The organism is Chryseobacterium tagetis, from assembly GCF_016735585.2.
Classification (GTDB): Bacteria; Bacteroidota; Bacteroidia; order Flavobacteriales; family Weeksellaceae; genus Chryseobacterium; species Chryseobacterium tagetis.
In genome coordinates this window covers 313,491-334,912 of record NZ_JAERSE020000005.1, presented here as the reverse complement: position 1 = coordinate 334,912, position 21,422 = coordinate 313,491, and the positions used below count along the sequence as shown (strand labels likewise).

The 21,422-nt window shown below is 34.1% G+C and carries 13 protein-coding genes; 1 reads left to right on the top strand and 12 read right to left on the bottom strand.

Features of this window, described 5'->3' with window-relative positions; translation table 11 throughout:
* Positions 1 to 17: 17 nt before the first annotated feature.
* From JI747_RS18340 to JI747_RS18305, 8 genes are all read right to left on the bottom strand, one after another.
* The gene (locus tag JI747_RS18340; protein WP_225690317.1) at positions 18 to 1,454 is read right to left on the bottom strand and encodes a lipopolysaccharide biosynthesis protein; all 1,437 of its coding nucleotides are present in this window, start codon (positions 1,452 to 1,454) and stop codon (positions 18 to 20) included.
* An 88-nt stretch (positions 1,455 to 1,542) separates the two neighbouring features.
* Entirely contained in the window at positions 1,543 to 3,903 is a 2,361-nt protein-coding gene (locus JI747_RS18335) for a GumC family protein (RefSeq protein ID WP_225690316.1), read from the bottom strand.
* 399 nt (positions 3,904 to 4,302) lie between these two features.
* A complete protein-coding gene (locus tag JI747_RS18330; protein WP_225690315.1) occupies positions 4,303 to 4,875 on the bottom strand; it encodes a sugar transferase in 573 nt (190 codons plus the stop codon).
* A gap of 103 nt (positions 4,876 to 4,978) precedes the next feature.
* On the bottom strand, positions 4,979 to 7,690 hold the full coding sequence (locus tag JI747_RS18325; RefSeq protein ID WP_225690314.1) for a COG1470 family protein: 2,712 nt from the start codon (positions 7,688 to 7,690) through the stop codon (positions 4,979 to 4,981).
* Positions 7,691 to 7,800: 110 nt separating this feature from the next.
* Positions 7,801 to 8,823, bottom strand: coding sequence for a hypothetical protein (locus JI747_RS18320; protein WP_225690313.1), 1,023 nt, complete (start codon positions 8,821 to 8,823; stop codon positions 7,801 to 7,803).
* Positions 8,816 to 9,619 carry a fimbrial biogenesis chaperone gene (locus JI747_RS18315; RefSeq protein ID WP_225690312.1) on the bottom strand — a complete coding sequence of 268 codons (804 nt, stop codon included), beginning with the start codon at positions 9,617 to 9,619 and terminating at the stop codon, positions 8,816 to 8,818. Before JI747_RS18315 ends, JI747_RS18320 begins: the two co-directional genes overlap by 8 nt.
* 81 nt (positions 9,620 to 9,700) lie before the next feature.
* Positions 9,701 to 10,096, bottom strand: a complete 396-nt coding sequence (locus JI747_RS18310) for a hypothetical protein (RefSeq protein ID WP_225690311.1) — start codon at positions 10,094 to 10,096, stop codon at positions 9,701 to 9,703.
* Between the two features lie 446 nt (positions 10,097 to 10,542).
* The gene (locus JI747_RS18305; RefSeq protein ID WP_225690310.1) at positions 10,543 to 10,968 is read right to left on the bottom strand and encodes a hypothetical protein; all 426 of its coding nucleotides are present in this window, start codon (positions 10,966 to 10,968) and stop codon (positions 10,543 to 10,545) included.
* Positions 10,969 to 11,185: 217 nt separating this feature from the next.
* On the opposite strand from JI747_RS18305, the gene JI747_RS18300 reads away from it, so the two are divergent.
* Positions 11,186 to 12,424, top strand: coding sequence for a YaiO family outer membrane beta-barrel protein (locus tag JI747_RS18300; RefSeq protein WP_225690309.1), 1,239 nt, complete (start codon positions 11,186 to 11,188; stop codon positions 12,422 to 12,424).
* Here the strand turns inward: JI747_RS18300 and JI747_RS18295 are convergent.
* Genes JI747_RS18295 through JI747_RS18280 form a run of 4 tightly spaced genes read right to left on the bottom strand, consistent with a single transcriptional unit; the run spans position 12,421 to position 21,228 of the window.
* A complete protein-coding gene (locus tag JI747_RS18295) occupies positions 12,421 to 15,861 on the bottom strand; it encodes a sulfatase-like hydrolase/transferase (RefSeq protein ID WP_225690308.1) in 3,441 nt (1,146 codons plus the stop codon). The genes JI747_RS18300 and JI747_RS18295 overlap by 4 nt on opposite strands.
* Positions 15,855 to 16,922 (bottom strand): HEAT repeat domain-containing protein, encoded by a 1,068-nt coding sequence (locus JI747_RS18290; protein ID WP_225690307.1) that lies wholly within the window; start codon positions 16,920 to 16,922, stop codon positions 15,855 to 15,857. The genes JI747_RS18295 and JI747_RS18290 overlap by 7 nt, the downstream gene beginning before the upstream one ends.
* A gap of 12 nt (positions 16,923 to 16,934) precedes the next feature.
* Positions 16,935 to 17,291: a response regulator transcription factor gene (locus JI747_RS18285; RefSeq protein ID WP_225690306.1), complete on the bottom strand. Its 357-nt coding sequence runs from the start codon at positions 17,289 to 17,291 to the stop codon at positions 16,935 to 16,937.
* Positions 17,292 to 17,310: 19 nt separating this feature from the next.
* The gene (locus JI747_RS18280; protein WP_225690305.1) at positions 17,311 to 21,228 is read right to left on the bottom strand and encodes a response regulator; all 3,918 of its coding nucleotides are present in this window, start codon (positions 21,226 to 21,228) and stop codon (positions 17,311 to 17,313) included.
* Positions 21,229 to 21,422: the final 194 nt, after the last annotated feature.

Here is a 21,422-nt window from a genome sequence, read left to right as displayed (position 1 = left end):
CAATAACATTATTAAAGCTAATTATTTTTTTTAACTAGATTAATATAAAGTATAAAAATAAATACGCAGAGATTTATGATAAAAATAATAAACGCTAAATCATTATATAACCTTGAAAATACAACAGCAAGAATATTTATTACGAGCAAACTCAAGACAGCTGTTTGATATTTTTGTATAAAACTAAATGTATTTTTAAAACCTACCGAATTCAAAAGATAAACAGAACCAACAATCACTACAATCATCCAAGTCAAAACAATTCCATATCCATGGTATGAATATCCAAGAACAAATCCAAGCACTATATTAATAAATGCCATTAACAATTGAGATCGAATTACAGGGCCTAATTTACTTGTTGAAATCAGAGAAAAATAAGTTGGAGCAGATAATAAATTAATAAACATACAAACGGACAAAAACAAGAGTATATTTATAAAGATATATTGTTCTTTTCCAATCCAGATTACAGAGATAAAACTACTAATAATATTAATAGAAGACAATGAAATGAGAGCTATAATAAAAACAGCCGCAAAGCTAATACTCAATACCGAAAAATAATTTTTATTTTTACTCTCTACACTTTCTTTTACTAATAGTGGAATCAAGCTTTGATTTGCACTCACAATAACACCTCTTATTTGCATCACGAGTTTATTGGCCATTTCATAATACCCAGCAAATGCTAATCCACCAAATTTCGCCAATAACATTTTGGTAACCGGCTCATTTAAAATTCCAGTGATGGATGTAAGTTGAAATTTTATTCCATAACTGAATATTTCTTTAAATATATAAGAGCTCCATCTCCATTTTAATGGATTAAACTTAAATAATCTTACTGATATTAGTATACATAAGATGAGAGATATTAGAGATTGAATCACTTGAGACCACACTACGCCTATTAATCCGTATTTTTTCACACTCCAAAACGAAAGTAGAAAAAATACGACCGAAGAAAATGTAAAAATAAAATTCCTGAGATAGTTTTTTCTAAAACCATCTAAAAGAGAGCCATATACCCCAGATAAAGAATTAATTAAGACACAAAGCAAAGAAAATGGTAATAATTGGCGAGCAAGATAAATATAATCCTTTTCAATAATATTACCTAAGATATAATATGCAGAAGGCCAGATAATCAAACAAACAGGAATAAAAATTAAAAGATTAAGTACAACTCCTGTAAAAATCAGATGCGGTATTCTTTTAAGATTTTTTTGATGGTCGTATAATGCCACAAATCTCACCATTGAAGTTGCTATTCCAAGATCAGCAAGATTCGCTACTGAAGATGCCGACATTACAACAGACCAGACTCCTAAACGCTTTACACCAAGCTCTTGTAAAAGAAATTTATATAGAAAATAATAAATTACTCCCACCAATGCAACTTGTCCGCCTGAGGTAATAACGTTTATTATTGTTTTTTTTTTCGAGTTCATTATTTCTTATTATACTCCAAACTGTAAAGTAGTTTTAATTTTTTTGAACATCTTTCTTTAGCATATAACATGTATACAAGAAAACATATTAAAACAACTTACTTATCAATTTCTGAAACCAATTCTTTTCTGTAGCATGATATCCGTAACCGTACTTATTTCCGTAGCCAAAGTTTTCAGCACTCACATCATTAATTACAAAACCAACATTTTTAATTTTTTGGTCCTCAATTAAATTATTTGAGAAATTAACAAATTCTTTCTGACTCACTTCAGATCTTAAAACATATAAAACAATATCCGAATATTCTGAATATAATAAAGTATCTGTTACTAGCATAATAGGTGCCGTATCTACAATAATATACTCATATTGATCTTCAAAAACATCCAAAAGCTTTTTAAAATTGCCATTAGAAAGTAACTCTGTTGGATTTGGAGGTATTGTTCCCGAAAATATCACATCACAATTATTATTTCTTTTTGACTGATGCATTATTTCTTTAAGATCGATATCAGGATTATAAAGAAAATCTGTCAAACCTTGTGCATTCTTTTTTTCTATGTTGTATCTCTGAAGCTGTGGATTTCTAATATCAGCTCCAATAAGCAATACTCTTTGGTTAGGTGTTGCCAAAGTAAGGGCAAGATTGACTGAGACAAATGTTTTACCTTCTCCTTTTACCGTTGAAGTTACGTATACAATTTTAGCAGATTCTTTTTTAGGAAGTAAGAACTTAAAATTGGTAATTAAAATCCTAAATGCTTCAGCAAGAGGAGATAGATCATTAGCCTGTACCGTATCATTATCATTGCGATTCAAATGTGGTAATTCTACCAGAACTTTTGTAGATGAAAGCTTAGCAACATCATCTTTATTCGTAATGGTATTGTTAAGTAATGTTTTCAAATAAATATAAACTGCAGGAAGCAGGAGACCTATTAAAACAGCAATAAGAAGTATAATTTTCTTTTGAGGGGCAACAAGCTGCTTTGCCACATAGGCTGCATCTACGACTCTTGCTTTCTCTACTGTAATAGCCATTGAGATTGCAGCTTCTTCTCTTTTTTGTAAAAGCAGCAAATAGAGACTCTCTTTTAACTGCTGTTGTCTTTCAATATTTCTAAATACTTTTTCCTGAGAAGGAATACTACCAATCTTAACTTCTGACTTATCTAATTCTGATTCAGCAGCATTTTTTGCCAAACTCACTGCCGTAATACTTTTTGATAATGATTCACGAATAGAGCTTTTCATTGCCTGAATCTGAGCATCCACTTCTTTCACCATTGGGTTGTCTGATGTTGCATTTTGAAGAAGTTGATTTCTCCTCACCACAAGCATATTATAGTCTAAAATACTTTTAGCAGCATCTCCGTTCTCTATTCCAATATTTACAGGTAATACATCTTTATTTTCTTTTTTATTTACATAATTTAAAAGAATATTTTGTAATTCCAGTTGAGTTCCCAAAGTAAGTAACTTAGATTTAGTAACTTCTTTAGTTTGTAAATTTATTCTAGCTTCTGTCTGAAGATCAACAATATTATTTTGGGATTTATAATTTTCTTTTTTGTTTTCTACATCACCCAATTCTTTTGAAATAATAACAATACGATCATCAATGAATTTTGTAGTATTTACTGATTCTCTATTCTTGTCGTTAATAGCATCAAGATTGTATTCACCAACGATATTATTCAAAAACTCTTTGCCTTTTTCCGTATTTTCGCTGGCAATCGCTAATGAAATAACTGTCGCTTCTCTTTCTACTAAATCTACTTTTAAGGCCTCTTGATAATTATCAATAGTAGCTTCAAATGTACTATAAGTAAAGGATAGATTATTTTGATCCAATTTCTTAAGTGAAGTAGCTTTAAAGTCTTTATTTTTAGTGATTATAATATTTGCAAATGGTAAACTTACAGTATGATTATACTGACCTTTTATTTCATTATCCCATTCATCAGACGATAAAAAGAAAGAATCTCCTTTTATTCTGATTTTAATAGGCTTTTCTGGACCTTTGTCTACTTCTTTTTCGTTGACAATATTTATTTTAATAGGAGCAGATTTGCCATATAGTTCTAAATTGTACAATCCTTTTTTAATATACAAGCTAGTTTGCAGATTCTGTTTTCTTAAAACATCACCTACAATTTTTTTTGATTTAAAAATCTCAATTTCATTCTCAATGCTATTAGTCCCCATCGAAGACAACCCTCCCAAACTTTGCAACACCCCAAAGTCCCCCGAAGCAGATGACATTTTTTTAGCATCCTTGATTAATACCGAAGATTGAAGGTTATAAACAGGGGCAACACTTTTTATATATAAAACAGCTAATACAAGCATTATAAAAATGCTAAGTAAGAACCACCACCATTTTAAAAGATAAGGCTTTATAATTTCTCCAATATTTATTTCTTTACTGTTGGTTTTATACATATCTGTTTCAAAAAACTAATTTTTATAAAAAAAAATACATTCTTTACCTTTTCGATAAAAAGAGCTGCAAATATATCGAATATTTTTACTTATTCTAATAAAAAAGACATGATTAAACACCTTCTTTATTGAAAAATCTACATCAAATATCTCACTGATTTCATATACTTATGGACAATTGTATCTTATATCTCTAAACATCTATTATTAAAGTAAGAATTGGTTTAAAATTAATCATAATAGATTAAACAAGACTACATTATTCCGACAGGAGTAAATACGGTATTAAGTTTTAGCTCAGTTTGTGCACTTAATATAGAAGCCGAAAACCAACCTATCATTAATGAGAAATCTTTCAACATAAAACTCATACCACTTATAATTTTTTTCTTTCAAATATTACCCTTCAAGAATCGAAAACGTTTTGAGCAGAATAAGGATATCGGTCTTCAACGAAAGCTTATCATAGTATTCCAGATTCATTTTCACTTTATCCGGAAAAAGCACCTCATCATTAAATTTCAACGGTTCTGATTGATTTTTAAGTAGCTTTTCTTCATTTCTATACTTTATACCAGCTTCAGAAGTGAGTCCCGGTTTTAATCCTAACACCAGTCGGTCGTCTCCTTCTAATATATCATAATAACCAACGATATCGGGACGCGGGCCTACAAAAGACATTTCTCCTTTAAGGATATTAAAAAGCTGAGGAAGCTCGTCTAATTTTGTTTTCCTCATCCATTTTCCGAAATTGGATTTTTGAGAAGTTCGGGAATGATAAGTCCGGAACTTATAAATGACAAAAAGTTTTCCTTCGCACCCTACTCTTTTTTGCGTAAAAATCCCAGGGAATCCAGTATCGATAGATGTCAGAATCATTAAGATGATAAACACAGGTATGAAAAGCACCACTATTACCAATGCCAAACCATAGTCCATTAAAGCTTTCCACCAAGGATATTTTTTTTCCATCTTCGAATTCATGCAAATATATGAAATATGGAAGATATAGCTTTAAACCCTATATTAAATATGAAACCCACCTGTACAAGATGGGTTTGACAATTTAAGAAATTTAATTTCCGAATTTTTTTACTCTAATTTTCTTTTCTTTCACTTTTATTACAAACGGACTCACTACAGATATTTTTCCTGCAATACTTTCCGTGTCTGCATAAGTCTGCTCACAATATGTATTTATAGGAAGCGAGCTTTCATTGAGCGAGATTCTGTATTCTCCGGTTCCTAAAAATGCTAAAAACTCTCCGTTCTCATCCGTAGAAATCCTCTGTAAGAGTTTTTCTCCCTGAAAAACATTAATGATAATACCTCCTAATTTCGGATTGAATTCCTGTGCCGTTTTTGCATCAAAATCGTATGTTATTTTACCGCGAATGGTTCCGTTTCTGTGAAGAGGTATTTCCAATGAACGGCGGTGCGACTCCATTTCTATATCCATTTCATCGTAATACCAACCTTGCTGAATCACCTGCTTTAGACGATATTTACCATAAGGAATCTGCTTATATTCTATATTCCCTTCTTTATTACTCTTGAATGAAATATTATTGATCATAATGACATATCCGTCAGCAGCTTCATCTCCTTCATCATAGCTTCCGTTATCGTTGTTATCATAATAAACGAAAGCTTTTATACTCCCTTTTTTACCCGGATCCAATGTATTGGTCGGAAGATTAAGGGTAACTCCGGCTTCAATCGTCAACATATTATTATGCAACACTCCAACCGTATAATTATACCAAGATGAATTCAAATAAAGCCCGTATTGTTTTCCTGAATATTTCAGATTAAAAAATGCAGAAGGTGCTTTACCATATAGAACATCGTCTGTATATGATACTCCTGATGTAAGATTTACTTTATCTTTAAAGAAGGCTTTATTGTAAAATGCCGACAGGGAAAGTTTTTTATAATCTTCTGTTTTATTCATCATTTTTGAGAACGCATATTCTGAAAGGAAGTAGGCTCCATATTGATAAATATAACTAAAACTAAATGCTCTATACGCGTAATTTCCTGATAATTTCATCTGAAACTTTGGCTTTTCCAAATCAGGATAAGTAACCAACCCTCCTTCTATTCCTAAAATTGAAGAGTGTTTTTTATTCGGGCTTGTCCAGCTTGTATATTCGGTAAATCTTTGGGCTTTCAGCATATTCAACTCGTAAGAATTTAATATTCCCAGAAAAGAATTATAGTTGTTGGATGTTTCTTCCTGATACTGATACCCAACTCCCCATCCGAAGTTTCCTTTTCTGGCAAAGTTGATTCCTGTATCCAATCGTATATTTTTAGATCTCGTATTGTAATCATAAGAAAAATACTTAGGAGAAAAATCTGAAACCAATATATTGGCGTAAGCATAATGTTCTTTAAAAATATTCTTGGAGAAACTCTGCTGTATCTGCAAAACGCCTCTTCTATTCCCTGGATAATAATCGGTGCTGTAGAAATAACTTCCATTAAGGTTTACTTTACTGATGACACCGGAATATTGAGATTCTACCCCAAGAGAAGGTTTTGTAGAATGATCTGCTTCATAAAAACTCATTCCCGAATACAATTTAGCATTCAGTCTCCAGTCTTTACTGAAAAGATACTGAACATCTGTTCCCAAAAGATTATGATCTGCTTTTTCGTAAGGATCATTTCTGAAAACATATACTCCGGATATACTTCGGGACGCATTCTGAGCTCCAATGGTTCCTCTTGCGTATAAACCATACCCATTTTGCAGGAACGGAGTTTTTTCAACCAGGTTAAAACTCTGATCAATAAATCCCAATTCTATTTTTTTATCTTTATCAGAAGAGGTAAGACTGTATTCCGCACCTCTACCAAAGAGAGGCATTTCCAGCATTTTATTTACATTTCCCAATGTAACTGCAGAATTTCCTCTATGATAAGAAATATAGGTATTATTTACTATCGGATCATTCTGATTGCTCATCGTATATATATTTCCGCTAATAAAGACATAACCTGCAGGAAGATTAAATCCTCCCGATCCCATTACCTGATACATATCTGCATTATCACCAACCCTCCTGTAACTCGCTGTAATGCTGTTTTTTGCATAGCTTGAATACCCGTTTATAGGCTGCATATCCTGATACCGTTGTGTGGAAGAAATATTCTGAATAGACACTGAAGTATTTCCAAAAATTTCTTTTTCAGGATCTCTAAATCCGGCTATATTCACCATAACCTGAGTAGATTTCAGAATATGGGCAGGAATAAATTTAAAGCTGAATACGGTATCTTTCAACACCTCGATTCTTCCTTTTTTCTCAACAAAAATAGTTCCTTGAGCTGTTTCAGGAATTTTAAAAACAACGGTCACATCCTGCCTTTTGTTCCCTATATTGGTCACTCTTGCTTTTACTTCTACTGAATCGTTGATATTATTCTCGTTCATGTAGATCAGAGGATTTTCGGCTGTCAGTCTAAGAGAATTATTTTCCTGTACTTTATATATGAGTTTCTTTTTTACGACAAGCTCATTTGAAGAGGACTTGCAATTAAATACGAGTTCTTCATCTCCAGATCCCGCATCATTGCTTACCAGTATCTTTACCGGTAAAAATCTTTTTTCTCCCGTATTGAGCTCAACTTTTATCTGGTTTCCCGAAATACTTCTAAATCCTTTTGGTACATCAATAGAAATAGTACCGTCAAATTTTGAAGAACTTTCATTTTTCACCAGTATCACAAGATCTATAATATTAGGTTTATCCGCCGTAGATTCATTGCGGATTTCCATGTCTATACCTGAATAAACCTGTGCTGAAGTAAATACAAAAGAAATTGATATCAAAAAAATAAGAACTATTTTCCTGAACAAATAATGAAGCATTTTGGATTAGTTTTTTTTTATTGAGGCGTTATCTCATACTGGATTGTAGTAGCATAGTCTTCCATTTTTGCTTGTACAAATCTGTCATCATTGGCAGATGTGGAATATTTTATATCATAATACACATTAGCACTTTGAGTCGTTGCTCCTTTTGCCACCAATTGGGATGATGTACTTAGCGAAATAGGAAATGTACTTCCCGTATTTCCGGAAACAGGATTCAACACCATCTGAACGGCATTGAGAGGCAACGTATTCCCTGCTGCAGAAATAAACTGTCCCTGAATAGACTTTACTTTTACCTGATAATTGGTGTTACTTTTTACAATAAGTGCGTTAGGGTAAGATACACTCACTCCGTTTGTATAGTCCTGAAGTGTTTTAAATTCTAAAGTTCCATTGATCGCATTCGTAGCGAGTTGCAATGACATTTCAGTCGTAGTCGGTGGTGTTCCTGAAAGCTGTGCAATTTGCAGTTTAAAATAAATTACAGATTTCCCGATCAAATTGTTATACTGGTCATAGGCCGCCATTTCCACAGGAACTGAAAACTCTGTCCAAGCCGGATAATTTCCCAGATATGCTCCTCCTGCAACCGTCAAACTGAATCCCATTTCCATATAAAAAGGTCCGTTTGAATTAGATGTATTTGAAAGAGGCGCATTAGAACTCGGTACTAGATATTTTTCTACATTTTCCTGTAAAAAAACACTTGCAGGCATTCCAATCTGCTGAATAGTAGGAACCGGACCTGGCGTTGCACTTCCTGTCGTAAAAACAGGCTGAAAAGAAACTTTATCTGCTGGGAACGTATAAGTTCCGTTGGTAATTACCCCTTTTAGCTGTGCAGAAAGTCTCCATTTAGGTTCATCAATATTTCCATTTCCGTCAAATCTTACCGTGAAAGCATTTTGGCTCATATTTCCATTGTAAGAATTGATCTGGAGGAAACTATTGTTTTCCCAAGGCTTAAAAGTTAATTTACCTGCAAAACAATGAATTGAAACGAACAAGAATATAATAAAGATTTTTTTACTCATAATTAAAGTTTAGCTCTCCAACTTCCAAATTATTGGCATCGCCATAGTCAATCATCACAGAGGCTGTATATTTTCCTTTTTCCAGTGTAGCGGGCAGAAAAATATCCATCTCTCTTTTGTTTCCGGGCATGGTATAAAAAATAATATTATCCAATGAGGTTTTTTTCCCGTTTTGTGTATTTACCAGATCGGTATATACTTTTCCGTCTATCCATACATTTCCCTGATTTTCAAAGAAAAGAGAGAGTTTGTTTTTAGACTTATCATATACCAGATTCTGGATTTCTATTTTTTTTGTATTCGCAGAAGACAGTTTATGAAAAAGCTTGATTCCTGAGCGGATGCTCACTTTTATGTTAGCTCCTTTACTATCCACATCATCTACAGGATTCATCTGGCTTACATACAGAACCGCAGAATGTGCAGCCAGCTTGTCAGACAAAGTATTAGGAACTGTAATGGTAACATCAATGTCTTTTCTCTCTCCCGGAGCCAAGGTAAAATAAGAATCTTCTTTTTTTACAGAAATCCAATTGGCGCATGAAACAGGCAAAGTATTGGCAGCATACATCATATTCTCTCCTTTCCCATCATACTCCCAATCTCCTATGCTTACAGCCAGATCCAGTGAGTTTTTCACACTTACATTGGTAATGGTCACCTGCTGCGTATTACTACGTCCCAAATCTGATTCAAAATAGAGTCTGGGCGGAGAAACTGAAACCCCGGTCTGCGCATTGATTTTACACAAAAGAGATACTACAAAGAACAAGAAAGTTACAACCCGTATTTTCATTAAAATATTTTTTGTAATAATACAGAAAAAGTGCCACATTTTTCCTGCAACACTTTCTCTTTCCTATCTTAATTATATATTTTATTTAGCAAGAATTGTATACGTTAATGTAGTTGTATATGTAGTTGGCGTTTGACCAGCAATATAATTGTTAACATAAGTATCTGCACCTGCACCAGCATAGGTTACATTAATATTCTTATTAACACCACCTGTAGAAGAAGTAGCAATCACCTGATCGTTATCAGAAAGAGATACTGGTGAGTAAGTAGCACCTGTTACTGAATTATTTGCTCCATTACTTGCAGTAATAGTAATCGTATTTGCAGCAATGTTTTTTGACCCATTTACTATATTAGCATTAGCTCCTTTTACTTTCACTTCAAAACCACCTGTACTGTAAACTGTTAAGTGATCTGCCTGAGTAGAAGAAACACCTCCTGAATAATCAGCAGCAGTAGTATAGGTTAAGTCCACAATTTTTTGAGCTGGATTTACTAAAAGAGTTTGGATTGGTTTTAATTTTACGTTTAATGTAACGGTATTATTTTGAGCGCTTACTGTTGCAAATCCTAAAAAAGCGAAAGATGCTAAGATAAATTTTTTCATTGTTGAATTATATTTTCTGTTTATTAATTATTTATTAAATTATCGGATGCAAAAGTAGACGCAATAAGTTAGAGTTATTTTGTAAAAAAAGACTTTAAACTTGTAATTTTAAACAAGTTTTGAAAAATTATATCACCAATAAAAATTAATAAAAAAGTAGAATAAAAAGAAAAATTCAATACGAATTATCAAGCATAAATGACTATATATGCGAAATAATGATACATAAATCGTAAAATATTAAAAATACAATAAAAGAAAAAAGAAGAAATAATTATTTAACGCATAATTAATTTGTAAAAAACATTGAAATTTTACTGAGAAATAATCGTATACACTAATGTGTGATATATATTATTTAATTCCGGATTACTATTTTTCACCTCCTCTGCCGGAAGGAAATTATTGCTTATCGCAATTTTTTCATCCATTCCGCCTTTACGCTTATCAATAAGTGCATATTCTGTATTAGGCTTTTCTCCGGCAAAAGCTTTTTTTTCTGCATTGTATATTTCGCGGTGCATTTTCACCTGAAAACCGGAAAGGCTTGAGACTTTAATAAATTTCGCATCTGGTGCTACTGTAGCGGTTCTATTTTCAGCTATATCAACAGAATTGTTGCTTGGAACTGAAAGCGTTTGTATAGGATACAGCTTTATATTTAACCTCACGGCTTCCTGCGCAAAGCATTTCAGCGATGCAAATAGGAAAAATATTAATATAAAGTGTTTACGGTACATATCCCACAATTAGATTTATCACCAACTAGATACTTAGTAAAAATATGAAAAAAAAATGATTATTTCATATTTTAGGGATTTTTTTATTTATGTTTTTTACCCATGTTTTGTAATTCCCTCTTCCTTACTTTATAAGTTCAAAAAATGAAGAAAATATCCTGCCAATCTGTTTTTAATTTTTATAAAATATATTAGCTTTACCGTATTATTTATTTCTATGATGAAAGTAGTTTTTTGTTTTTTACTCTTCTTATTATTACCCTTTAATCTTTACAGCCAAGAAAATCTGACCTCAGATGAATTATTTGTCAAAGCAAGAAAAGCTGCTTTTGATGAAAAAGATTATCCTACCGCCATCAAACTTTCACAACAGGCATTGGAAAAATCACCGGATTATACTGATATATCGGTCTTTTTAGGAAGGGTGTATACATGGAGCGACGATCTTACTTCTGCAAGACAGGTTTTTGACAAACTCGATCAAAGAAATGTGCAGGATGAAGATTTCTTTATTGCCTATGCTTCTCTTGAATACTGGAACAATCAATATAACAAAGCAATTACAATTCTTGATAAGGGTTTAGGTTACCATCCTCAGTCACAGGAATTATGGCTTCTGAAAGCAAAAGTATATAACAGCAACAATCAGTTTGTGGAGGCTGAGAAAGCAACCTCATCAGTTTTAGAGATCAATCCTAAAAACACGGAAGCCAGAGCACTTTCTAACAGAATTAAAGAACTTACTTCTAAAAACGCTGTAGGAATTACTTATAATTATTCACATTTTGACAAACAGTTTAATGATGACTGGCATATTGTGAGTGTTAGTTATAAAAGAGCTACTTCTATAGGTTCTTTCATTATAAAAGGGAACTATGCGAATAAGTTTGCGCAAAATGGCACTCAGGTTGAATTGGAAGCTTATCCAAGAATCTCAAAAACTTTTTATTTATATGCCGGTGCAGGATATTCTAATGATGTAGGAATATTTCCAAAATACAGAACAGGAGTTTCGCTTTACGCCAATCTTCCTCACAGCTTTGAAGGGGAATTAGGATACCGACAGCTTTATTTTACCAATAATATATGGATGTATACTGCGTCTGTAGGAAAATATTATAAAAACTTCTGGTTCAATCTCCGTACTTATATTTCTCCGGATCAAAAGAATATTTCTCATTCTTATACAGGAACCATGCGTTATTATACTAAAGGAGCTTATGATTATTTCGGATTCCAGATCGGAACAGGAATAAGCCCGGAAGAGAGTATTAATAATCTTCTACAGAATGAGACCTACAAATTAAAGACCTTTAAAATAGGGGGAGAATATAATTTTTCTATTAATAAATCAAATCTATTCTCTGTTTCGGCTACGTATTACAATCAGGAGTACCGCCCGAATGAAAAAGGAAATCAGTTTGATCTGAATATAGGATATACCAAAACCTTTTAAGGTTTTGGTATTTTTTTGTTCATGAAATTAGCCACCACGGAATCGGGTAACAATTTCTTTGAGGAATAGAATTTATTGTTTTTAGTTTTAAATTCATCAAAACGTTTGCTCATATCATTTTTTACAGATTCATCATTGAGTATATCTTCATCAAGATTGGGCTGTAATTCAAATACACGGTTGTCTACGAAATGGTATTTCCGGTACACATAATCAATCAACAGGTTTTTACTCTCCATTAAAGGAGCTCCTTCGTTTTCATTATCATCATCATTAGTCAATCCTTTTCCTATCCAGGCGACCGATGAAGGGGTATGTACTTTATAATTTGTTCTGTAATACGCTAAAATAGTCGGGGCAAGATCAAAATGACTGACCCGTTTTTTAAATCGTTTCGCTTCTTTTAATAAAGGTGAATAAATGATCAGAGGAACGTGATATCGGTCTATTTTTGTTTGAAAAGCAATTTCAGGCATACTGTGATCTCCGGTAATTACAAAAATCGTATTGTTGAAATCTGAACGTTTTTTATAGTTTTCAAAGAACTTCTGCACAGCATCATCAAGGTTGAGAACAGAAACCAATTGTTTTCTATTTTCCAGCGCCCATTTTTTCTGAGATGCTGTAATTTGTCCTGACTGCATCCTTTTATCAAATAACGCCTCATAATATTTTGAATTGTTAATTAAAAACGGGTTGTGCGTTGACAGGGTAAGGAACATATTAAAGTAAGGTTGATTCTGAATCTTCTGTATTTCCAGCATTTTTCCGAAAATCGCCTGGTCTTCATATCCCCAACTTTCCCCATTATTCTGAGGTAATTTACGATACGGAGCACTAAATGACTGCTCATCTATAATATGATCGACTTTACTGTACTGTAAAAACTCACTCATCCTGTCAAATGAAGCATTTCCTCCGTAGTAAAACCCGGTTTCAAAACCGTTTTTCTTCAGAATATTGAATAAGTTGAAATGTTCCGGCGTTTTTTCAATTTCAAGGAAACCGTTTTTTCCAAAAGGTAAAGAACCAGTAAGCGTAGGAAGTGCCGAAAATGTTCTTCCTGAAGAGCTTAGATTAAATTCCCAATACAAACTTTTATTTGTAAGTGAATCTATGAATGGAGTGAAATTCCCTACATATCCGTTAGGCGAACTGTAAGCATGACCAAGCCCTTCTACTGTAATAAATACCAAGTTGGGAGTTGTCGGTGACTGATTAAGATAAGCACCTAAAAAATCTTTCGTTTTTTCTTTTCTCCAAAACGGAAACTCCTGATTAAGCATTTCAGGATCTGCAGCCAATGTTTCTGAACCATTTACAAGGTCAGATATCTCCGGATGATCACTGATAAAGTTATTCGTGTTTGAATTAAGGAAGTAAGCCCATTTGCTCTGCCCTGCTTTTTGTTCAAATTCATTTTCATTTTTTGAGTTTAAAGCATATAAAGCATTTTGAGGGATAAATAAAGCCACTAATCCCATTCCTAACAGAATGGCTCCTGCATACAATGATTTAAATCTTGATCTGGCAGCAAACCAGAAAGGAATAAAAGCTCCGGCAATCAAAATACACATCAATGCAATATTCTTTGTACTGAGCATTCCGCTGGCCTGCAGAATCTGCTCCATCTCATCACCACTATAATAGAACAGATCTGCTCCCAGTATATTATGTGATTCAGAAAAATATAAAAACAGCACAAACTGAACAACCACAACCAACGTAAAGACTGTGATAGCAAACATTTTTGCCCATTGTTCTTTTATAAAATTGAGAATCATATAAACAATCCCTGTTCCGAAAATAAGCTGAAATACAAATAAGAGATTCGTTACCAAAAGGTTTTTAACCAACAGAGAGGTATCAAATGTCGGAAAATTGTACCGATACCATCCCCATTCTGCCAATATTCCCAATAAAAATAAAAAGAGGAAAACCATTGCAAAAACGCTCCATTGTCTAAGACCTAATTTAAGGATAGCAAGAACGCGTTTGCTCCAAGGTAAGTTTTTATCTTCTTGGCTAAAGCCCTGTCTGGTCATTTCACCCCAAGCATGGGATTTTTTAAAATAGTCTACAAATCCGTTCACACCTGCTTTTACAACTACCGGATGAAAGTAGAAAGGTTCAATAACCGCAGTAAAAATTAAAGTAAGGAAGTCTTTTCTTTTCGTATAGACCTGCCTACTTATAAGATCAACTAAAATGGCATATATTGAATATAGGATTCCCGAGGAGATTACTAATGCAAAGAGGACAATAAAAAACAGCCAGTTGACAATTCCCAAGATTAAGAAAATAAAGAAAATTATAATTCCTGAAAATTCTACCAAAGGACCTAAAAATTCAAAAAAGAACCAATAGGGAAGACTGACCATTCCCAATTTTCCATAATTAGGATTGAACATCAGTTTTCTATGTTTCCAAAGGGTTTCCATGGTTCCGCGCATCCATCGGTTTCGCTGTTTTTTCAGGACTTCCTTGGTTTCTGGTACTTCTGTCCAACACAACGGATCCGGAATGTTTACCACTTCATAGGGTTCATTCCTTTCTTCCATGTACCTTCTCATCCGCACTACCAATTCCATATCTTCTCCGACAGTATTTTTATCATATCCGCCGCAAGCCAATACGATACTTCTGTCGAAAGCTCCGAAAGCTCCGGAGATCAGAATCAGTCCTGATGCTCTGGACCACGCCATACGACCTAATACAAATGCTCTGATGTATTCCAAAGCCTGGCTTCTTCCCAACCATGTTTTAGGAATATTCACATCTGTGACTTTACCGTTTTCTATTTTACAGTTGTTCGCCAGACGGATTACTCCACCACAGGCGATTACTTTTTTATCGGTCTGCTCAAGGAATGGTTTTGCCAGTCTCAGAACGGCATCCTGCTCAAGAATACAGTCTACATCTATACAAACGATATATTCTCCGGAAGAAATATTGACTCCTACATTTAAGGCATCTGCTTTTCCTCCGTTTTCTTTATCTACAACAATTAATTTTTTAAAGGCAGGATTTTTACTTTTATAAATTCCACGTATCGGTTTTGTTTCAATATCGCCCTGTACGAAGAAGGAAACGGATTCCAGTTCATAAGCTTCAATAAGCTTTTCCATGGAATCATCTTTGCTTCCGTCATTTACAATAATGATTTCCAGATTATGATAATATAGGGATAACAGAGATCTTACATTATCAACAATCGTCATTCCTTCATTGTATGCAGGAGCAATAAGACTGAAAACAGGAGCATTAGGATTGGCAGCAATGATACTATAATCTGTAAAAGTATTTTCATTTTTATACCGAACAACCGCTCCTAAAGCATAAATTCCTATCCATGCATAAATTAGGAAAACGGCAGCCGAGTAGAGTAAAAACAGCCAAATAACAATTTCATAAATGATATGTGAGAATTCTAACATATTTTTTCCTGTAAAGCGTGTTTAATGATCTGAACCAACTGCGGACATGAGGCATCATTTTCTATAATCTCAAGCAGATAATCATGGTATCCTAAGGCAAGAAGTGCTTCGGCAGCAGCAATTTTTACTCCCGGAAGATTGGTCCCGTTCAGTTTTTCTTTATAAAAATCGGCACAACGAGGGTCATGAGACAATTTCATCGCCTTCAGTATTTCTATCTGTACTTCTAAAGGCTGTTCTTCATAGCTTTCTTTGAATTCTGTAATGGTAGAAGTATTTTCCAATGCCTGCAATGCTTTTACCGTTTCGATACGAACATCTACTGACGGATGAATTAGCAAAGCTCTCGCCTTGTCATAAAAGGCCAACATCTGAAATTTTCTCAGCAATCGCAATGCAAAAATAATCACCGAAGTGTTCTGACTGTCTAACCAGACATTCACCACCTGCTGGCACTGATCCGGATCTAAATTGATAGACCGAAGTAAACGAAGCTGCTGCCAGTCTGATATAATGTAGGCAAAATCATTGAGAAAATGCAGTCCCTGAAATCCTTTAAATACCACCATTGCATACTGTGCTTCCTGATACACTTGAGCTGAAGGATGGGAAAGGAAAGGGGCAATTTTAGAAACAGCCGTTTCCACTTTCATTGCGGTAAGCTCCTGTATTCCTTCTGCAATAAGATGGGGCTTTTTTTGTCCTAATTTTTTTAAGGCTTCTTTTTGAAGGTTATAATCTGTAAAAATTTTCTTGATCTCATCCTGCGCTCCTCCCGAAAATTTTTTCTCGGAAGCCACCAGTCTTTCCAGAAATAGGTTTCTGAATGAGGATTCCTTGGAATAGGTATTAAAGATCTCGTCCTCTTTTTGTTCTTCCGGACCATATACAATGGCTTCTGAAACTTTTTCGTCGATCATTTCAGACCATTTATGGATATGGGTCAGGGTTTTGTACTGGTAGAAACTGTATGAGAGAACTACTATAATCAGTAACAATACTAATATTAATATTCCTAAAAAAGTGAGAAATAACTCATGTACCGAAACATATAAAAACATGATGGCTATTTTTTATTTGGCAGTAAGTCTTTTGATTCGTAATATTAATTCGTTGGGGCTAAAAGGTTTTACCATAAAATCTGAAGCCCCTAAATCAAAAGCTTCCAATACCACTTCTTCCTGTCCTAAACTGGAAAGCATGATCACCGGTATTTTTTTACCAAATGACCGTATTGCAGCAAGTATCTCTGTACCTGAAGCAAAAGGCATCATAATGTCTGTGATAATAAGGTCGATTTCTGTCTCTTTAATGGTATCGATAGCATCTTTACCATTGCGGGTAACAATTACTTCGTACCCTTCTTTTAAGAGTTTGTGTTCTATTGTTTTTAATATCAACTCATCATCCTCAGCAATCAAGATTAGCATACTTATTATTTTTTAGTTTTTATTGATTTATTAGTTTATGTATTAAATTTTCTCCTATTGTAATTTCCTTTTTTATAGCCACTTCCATTTTTTCGTAATCAGAATTGTGATCTATATTTTTTTCCCAATCTGCCGCTACTTTTGACAATTTAAATAATCCGGCTGTCCCCGAAGTTCCTTTCAATTTATGTAAAAATGCCTTTGCCGCTTCCAGATCTCTTTCTTGCACAATTTGCTTTAGTTTTCCTGAAGACTGACCAAGCTCCTGAATAACCAGATTTAAGAAGAATGTTTTAAACCCTTCATCATCACCGATCTGCTCATTCAGCATATCCATATTCAGATATTCTTCAACCGGTACTTCTTCTTTTGGTTTTTCTTCTACGCCATCTTCATGTGCCAAATATTTTTTAAGCATATTAAGAAGGTCATTTTGTCTGAGTGGTTTAGGAAGAAAATCTGTCATTCCTGAATCTATACATTTTTCTTTTTCTCCTGTAACGCTTCCCGCAGTCACCCCAATAATAGGAACATTGGCATAGTTTGGCAACAGACGGATATGTTTTGTAGATTCAATCCCGTCCATTACAGGCATCTGAACATCCATTAAAACAATATCAAACTGTTCTTTCTTACATTGATCTAAAGCTTCCTGTCCGTTTACGACCTCTACCAGTTTAGCATTAGGGGTAAGTGAACTCATCATTCTTTGATTAAGGGCCATATTCACAGGATTATCGTCTGCTAATAATACTTTGAGAGGCTGCATAAATACCACCTGATCGGTATTTGGCTTAGCCACCGGAACCTCAATCTCTTTTTTAGTATATTGAATTGCCCTGCTTAAAGTTGTATACAATTCGTCTGATTTAATAGGCTTCAGCAGACAGTATGATTTTTCATCCTGACGGAAAGAGGAGATCACTTCATGTTCTTCCGAAGAGGTATGAAGCACAATAAGCGGCGTCATTTCCCCTTGTTTTTTAAACAGCTCTTTTATTTTATCTATGGTTTCAAGGCCTGATAAAATCGGCATATGATAATCCATCAGAATCACATCAAATCGTTCCCCCTGCATCAACAGCTGAATGGCTTCCAAACCGTTTGCGGCCAGTTCCGATTTTATATTTTTATATTCAAGCATATACTTCAGGATCATTCTGTTGTTTTCATTATCATCCACAATAAGTACACGCTCTATATCCAAGTCTGAAATATCATCAAGATCTTCTATTTCATAAGGAACTTCAAGATCAAAGAAAAATACGGATCCTTTCCCTATCTCACTGGTCAATGAAAGGTTGCTTCCCATATATTTCAGGATATTGTTGGAAATGGTCAATCCGAGACCTGTACCTCCGTATTTTTTGCTCACCGAACTGTCTTCCTGAGTAAAGGCATCGAAAATACGCTGTTGTTTTTCCACAGGAATCCCAATTCCAGTATCTCTTACAGAAAAGCGAAGGGTAACCTTTTTCTCATCATTTTTCAGTTTTTCAATTTTAAGCTCAATTTCTCCCTGTCCTGTAAACTTCACTGCATTTCCAAGCAAATTGATCAATACCTGCTTGATTCTGGATTCGTCCAGCCACAACGTTCTCGGTAATCCCTGCTCAATATTTAGTAGCAATTCCAGGTCTTTTCTTTGCGCTTGGTACAACACAACATTTACTACCTGATTGGCCAGATCATAGATGTTGTATTTATCTATAAAGAGTTCCAGTTTACCAGATTCTATTTTGGAGAAATCAAGAATATCATTGATAATATTCAATAAGCTGTTTCCAGATTCATTTATATAATTCAGATACTGAACCTGCAAATCATTCAATGGAGTTTTTAGCAAAAGATCTGAAAATCCTATTACTCCGTTTAACGGGGTACGAATCTCATGGCTCATATTCGCCAAAAACTCAGATTTTGCTTTACTGGCTAAATCTGCAAGCTGTTTCGCTTTTTTGAGTTCTTCATTAGTTTTTACCGAATTTGTAATATTTTGTGTGAAAATAATCACTCCTCCTGTTTCGCCATCAATCATATTCCAAGGAATTACTTCCCAATTGAAATGCTGTGGTTCATCAAAACCGGCGATTTCAAATGTCTGGTTTTCATTTTTGTACGGAATGCCCTGTAATGCATCTTTATAAATCTGCTTTCTTTCTTCCGACACATTAGGATAAATTTCAAATAAATTTTTTCCAATGATATCATGAGCATCCTGGTGAAATTCATCTTTCCATCTTTTGCTTACTGAAACATGATTCAGCTCTTTATCAAACATAGCTACTGCAGCGGGCACATTGTTAACAAAAGACTGAAGCATCGCTTCTTTTCGGGCCAATTCCAGATATGTTTTTTTAGCCTCATCAATATTCTGAATAATTCCGAAAACTCTCACACAATCGTCTCCTTCAAATTCGGGAATTCCTTTTACTCTTACCCAGATAATGCTTCCGTCTGCTCTTTTAAGCTGTAATTCTTCATCATAGGAAATTCCTTCTTCTATTGCTCTGTTCAATAAGAAACGTATTTTCTTTTCACTTTCCTCTTCATAAAATCCAATTGAGGTATCAAAGTCAGGAACAAAACTTTTATCAACATTATGAATATCCTTTGTTGATTCTGACCAGAATATTGTACGGGATTTAAGATTCATTTCCCATCCTCCTACCTGAGCAACGGAGCTGGTTTGTTCCAGTATTTTTTTTGTATTGATCAGATCTTTTTCCAGCTGTATACGTTCCGTCATATTCAAAGCTGTACTTACAACATACGAAGCACCTGTTTCATCAGTTTCTACCATATTATGATACATCCAATAGATCTTCTCCCCGTCTTTTGCCTGAAGAATCATCATTCCGGAATCTTCTTTATTGGCAGCAATACGTTCTAAGTATTGATTCAATAGCCCTTTATGGTCTACAGGTACTAAATCTTTCAGATTTAAAGAAGCGGCTTCTTCCTTAGTATATTTTAATGCTTCGCGTCCCTTTTCATTGACCGACAAGATATTTCCGTCCATGTCGTGCATGCTCATCAATCCGATGGCATTCTCAAAAAAGTTCCTGAATCTACGTTCTGAACTTTCTAATTTCTGTCGCTCTTGTCTTTCCTGAGTAATATTTCTTCCAAAGCAGAAAATCTCTGTTTTACCAATATTCTGTTTTAGCTGCCATTCGATTACTATATCTTCTGCACCCGCAATAGGAGTATATGTGGTATAATCCAAACCATGTTCGGTGGCAGGTAGTTCTCTGAATATTTCTCTCAGCTTCTCATTATTTTTCCCCAGAAGGCTTATAAAATCTTTTTCAATAGCTTCATTCTTATTGAGCTGAAAGACATTTTCGAATGCAGGATTCACATTTTTCAGTTTAAATCCATTATCCAAAACACAAATAATATTGTTGGTAATCGCAAAGGTTTCAGAAAAATATTCTGCCTGAATATTTTTCCTTTTGCTTATTAATATTTTTGTGACAGCTTCACCAAGCTTCTTTAAAGAATGTATTTGATGCTCAGAAAGTGTTTTGGGTTGGTAATCTATAACGCATATAGTTCCCAATATAAACCCCATATCATCAATCAACGGAACTCCGACATAAAAACGAATTCCTCCCTGTATAATCAGAGGATTGGAAGATGAACGATCATCGAGAAGAGTATCATTAATCACCAATACCTCCCTATTCATGATAGTATACTGGCAGACTGTATCTTTACGGGCCACAAAATCTAAGGACATCCCAACACAACTCTGAATCGTCTGCGTTTCGAGTTCCATCATAGCAATCAATGAAGCCGGACAATCGGCAATAAGGCATGCGGCCTCTGCAAATACATCCAAATCAGGATCTTTTCCGAGATTTAAAAGATCATAGATCTTAAGTCTTTCTAGTCTCTCTGCTTCATCGCCAGGAACGGGGTATTTATTCATACAGTATTAAATTGTATTTATATTAAATCTGAGGATCAAAATTATCTATTAAAAAAATGTAAAAGATTAAAATTCACTAAAGAAAATATTAAAAAAATTCTATGAAGTCCCATCTTTAGCTATCTCTAAACAGTTTCTTAATATTCGATAAAAATAAGGAATTAGAAAATAGTATAACAAGTAAAATATAACTA

Excerpts from the sequence above, each read along its gene's own strand:
- JI747_RS18330 (WP_225690315.1), bottom strand. The coding sequence starts at position 4,875 with ATGGAAAAAAAATATCCTTGGTGGAAAGCTTTAATGGACTATGGTTTG.
- JI747_RS18300 (WP_225690309.1), top strand. The coding sequence starts at position 11,186 with ATGATGAAAGTAGTTTTTTGTTTTTTACTCTTCTTATTATTACCCTTT.
- JI747_RS18290 (WP_225690307.1), bottom strand. The coding sequence starts at position 16,922 with ATGTTTTTATATGTTTCGGTACATGAGTTATTTCTCACTTTTTTAGGA.
- JI747_RS18340 (WP_225690317.1), bottom strand. The coding sequence starts at position 1,454 with ATGAACTCGAAAAAAAAAACAATAATAAACGTTATTACCTCAGGCGGA.
- JI747_RS18280 (WP_225690305.1), bottom strand. The coding sequence starts at position 21,228 with ATGAATAAATACCCCGTTCCTGGCGATGAAGCAGAGAGACTAGAAAGA.
- JI747_RS18295 (WP_225690308.1), bottom strand. The coding sequence starts at position 15,861 with ATGTTAGAATTCTCACATATCATTTATGAAATTGTTATTTGGCTGTTT.
- JI747_RS18335 (WP_225690316.1), bottom strand. The coding sequence starts at position 3,903 with ATGTATAAAACCAACAGTAAAGAAATAAATATTGGAGAAATTATAAAG.
- JI747_RS18285 (WP_225690306.1), bottom strand. The coding sequence starts at position 17,291 with ATGCTAATCTTGATTGCTGAGGATGATGAGTTGATATTAAAAACAATA.
- JI747_RS18315 (WP_225690312.1), bottom strand. The coding sequence starts at position 9,619 with ATGAAAATACGGGTTGTAACTTTCTTGTTCTTTGTAGTATCTCTTTTG.
- JI747_RS18325 (WP_225690314.1), bottom strand. The coding sequence starts at position 7,690 with ATGGAAATCCGCAATGAATCTACGGCGGATAAACCTAATATTATAGAT.
- JI747_RS18305 (WP_225690310.1), bottom strand. The coding sequence starts at position 10,968 with ATGTACCGTAAACACTTTATATTAATATTTTTCCTATTTGCATCGCTG.
- JI747_RS18320 (WP_225690313.1), bottom strand. The coding sequence starts at position 8,823 with ATGAGTAAAAAAATCTTTATTATATTCTTGTTCGTTTCAATTCATTGT.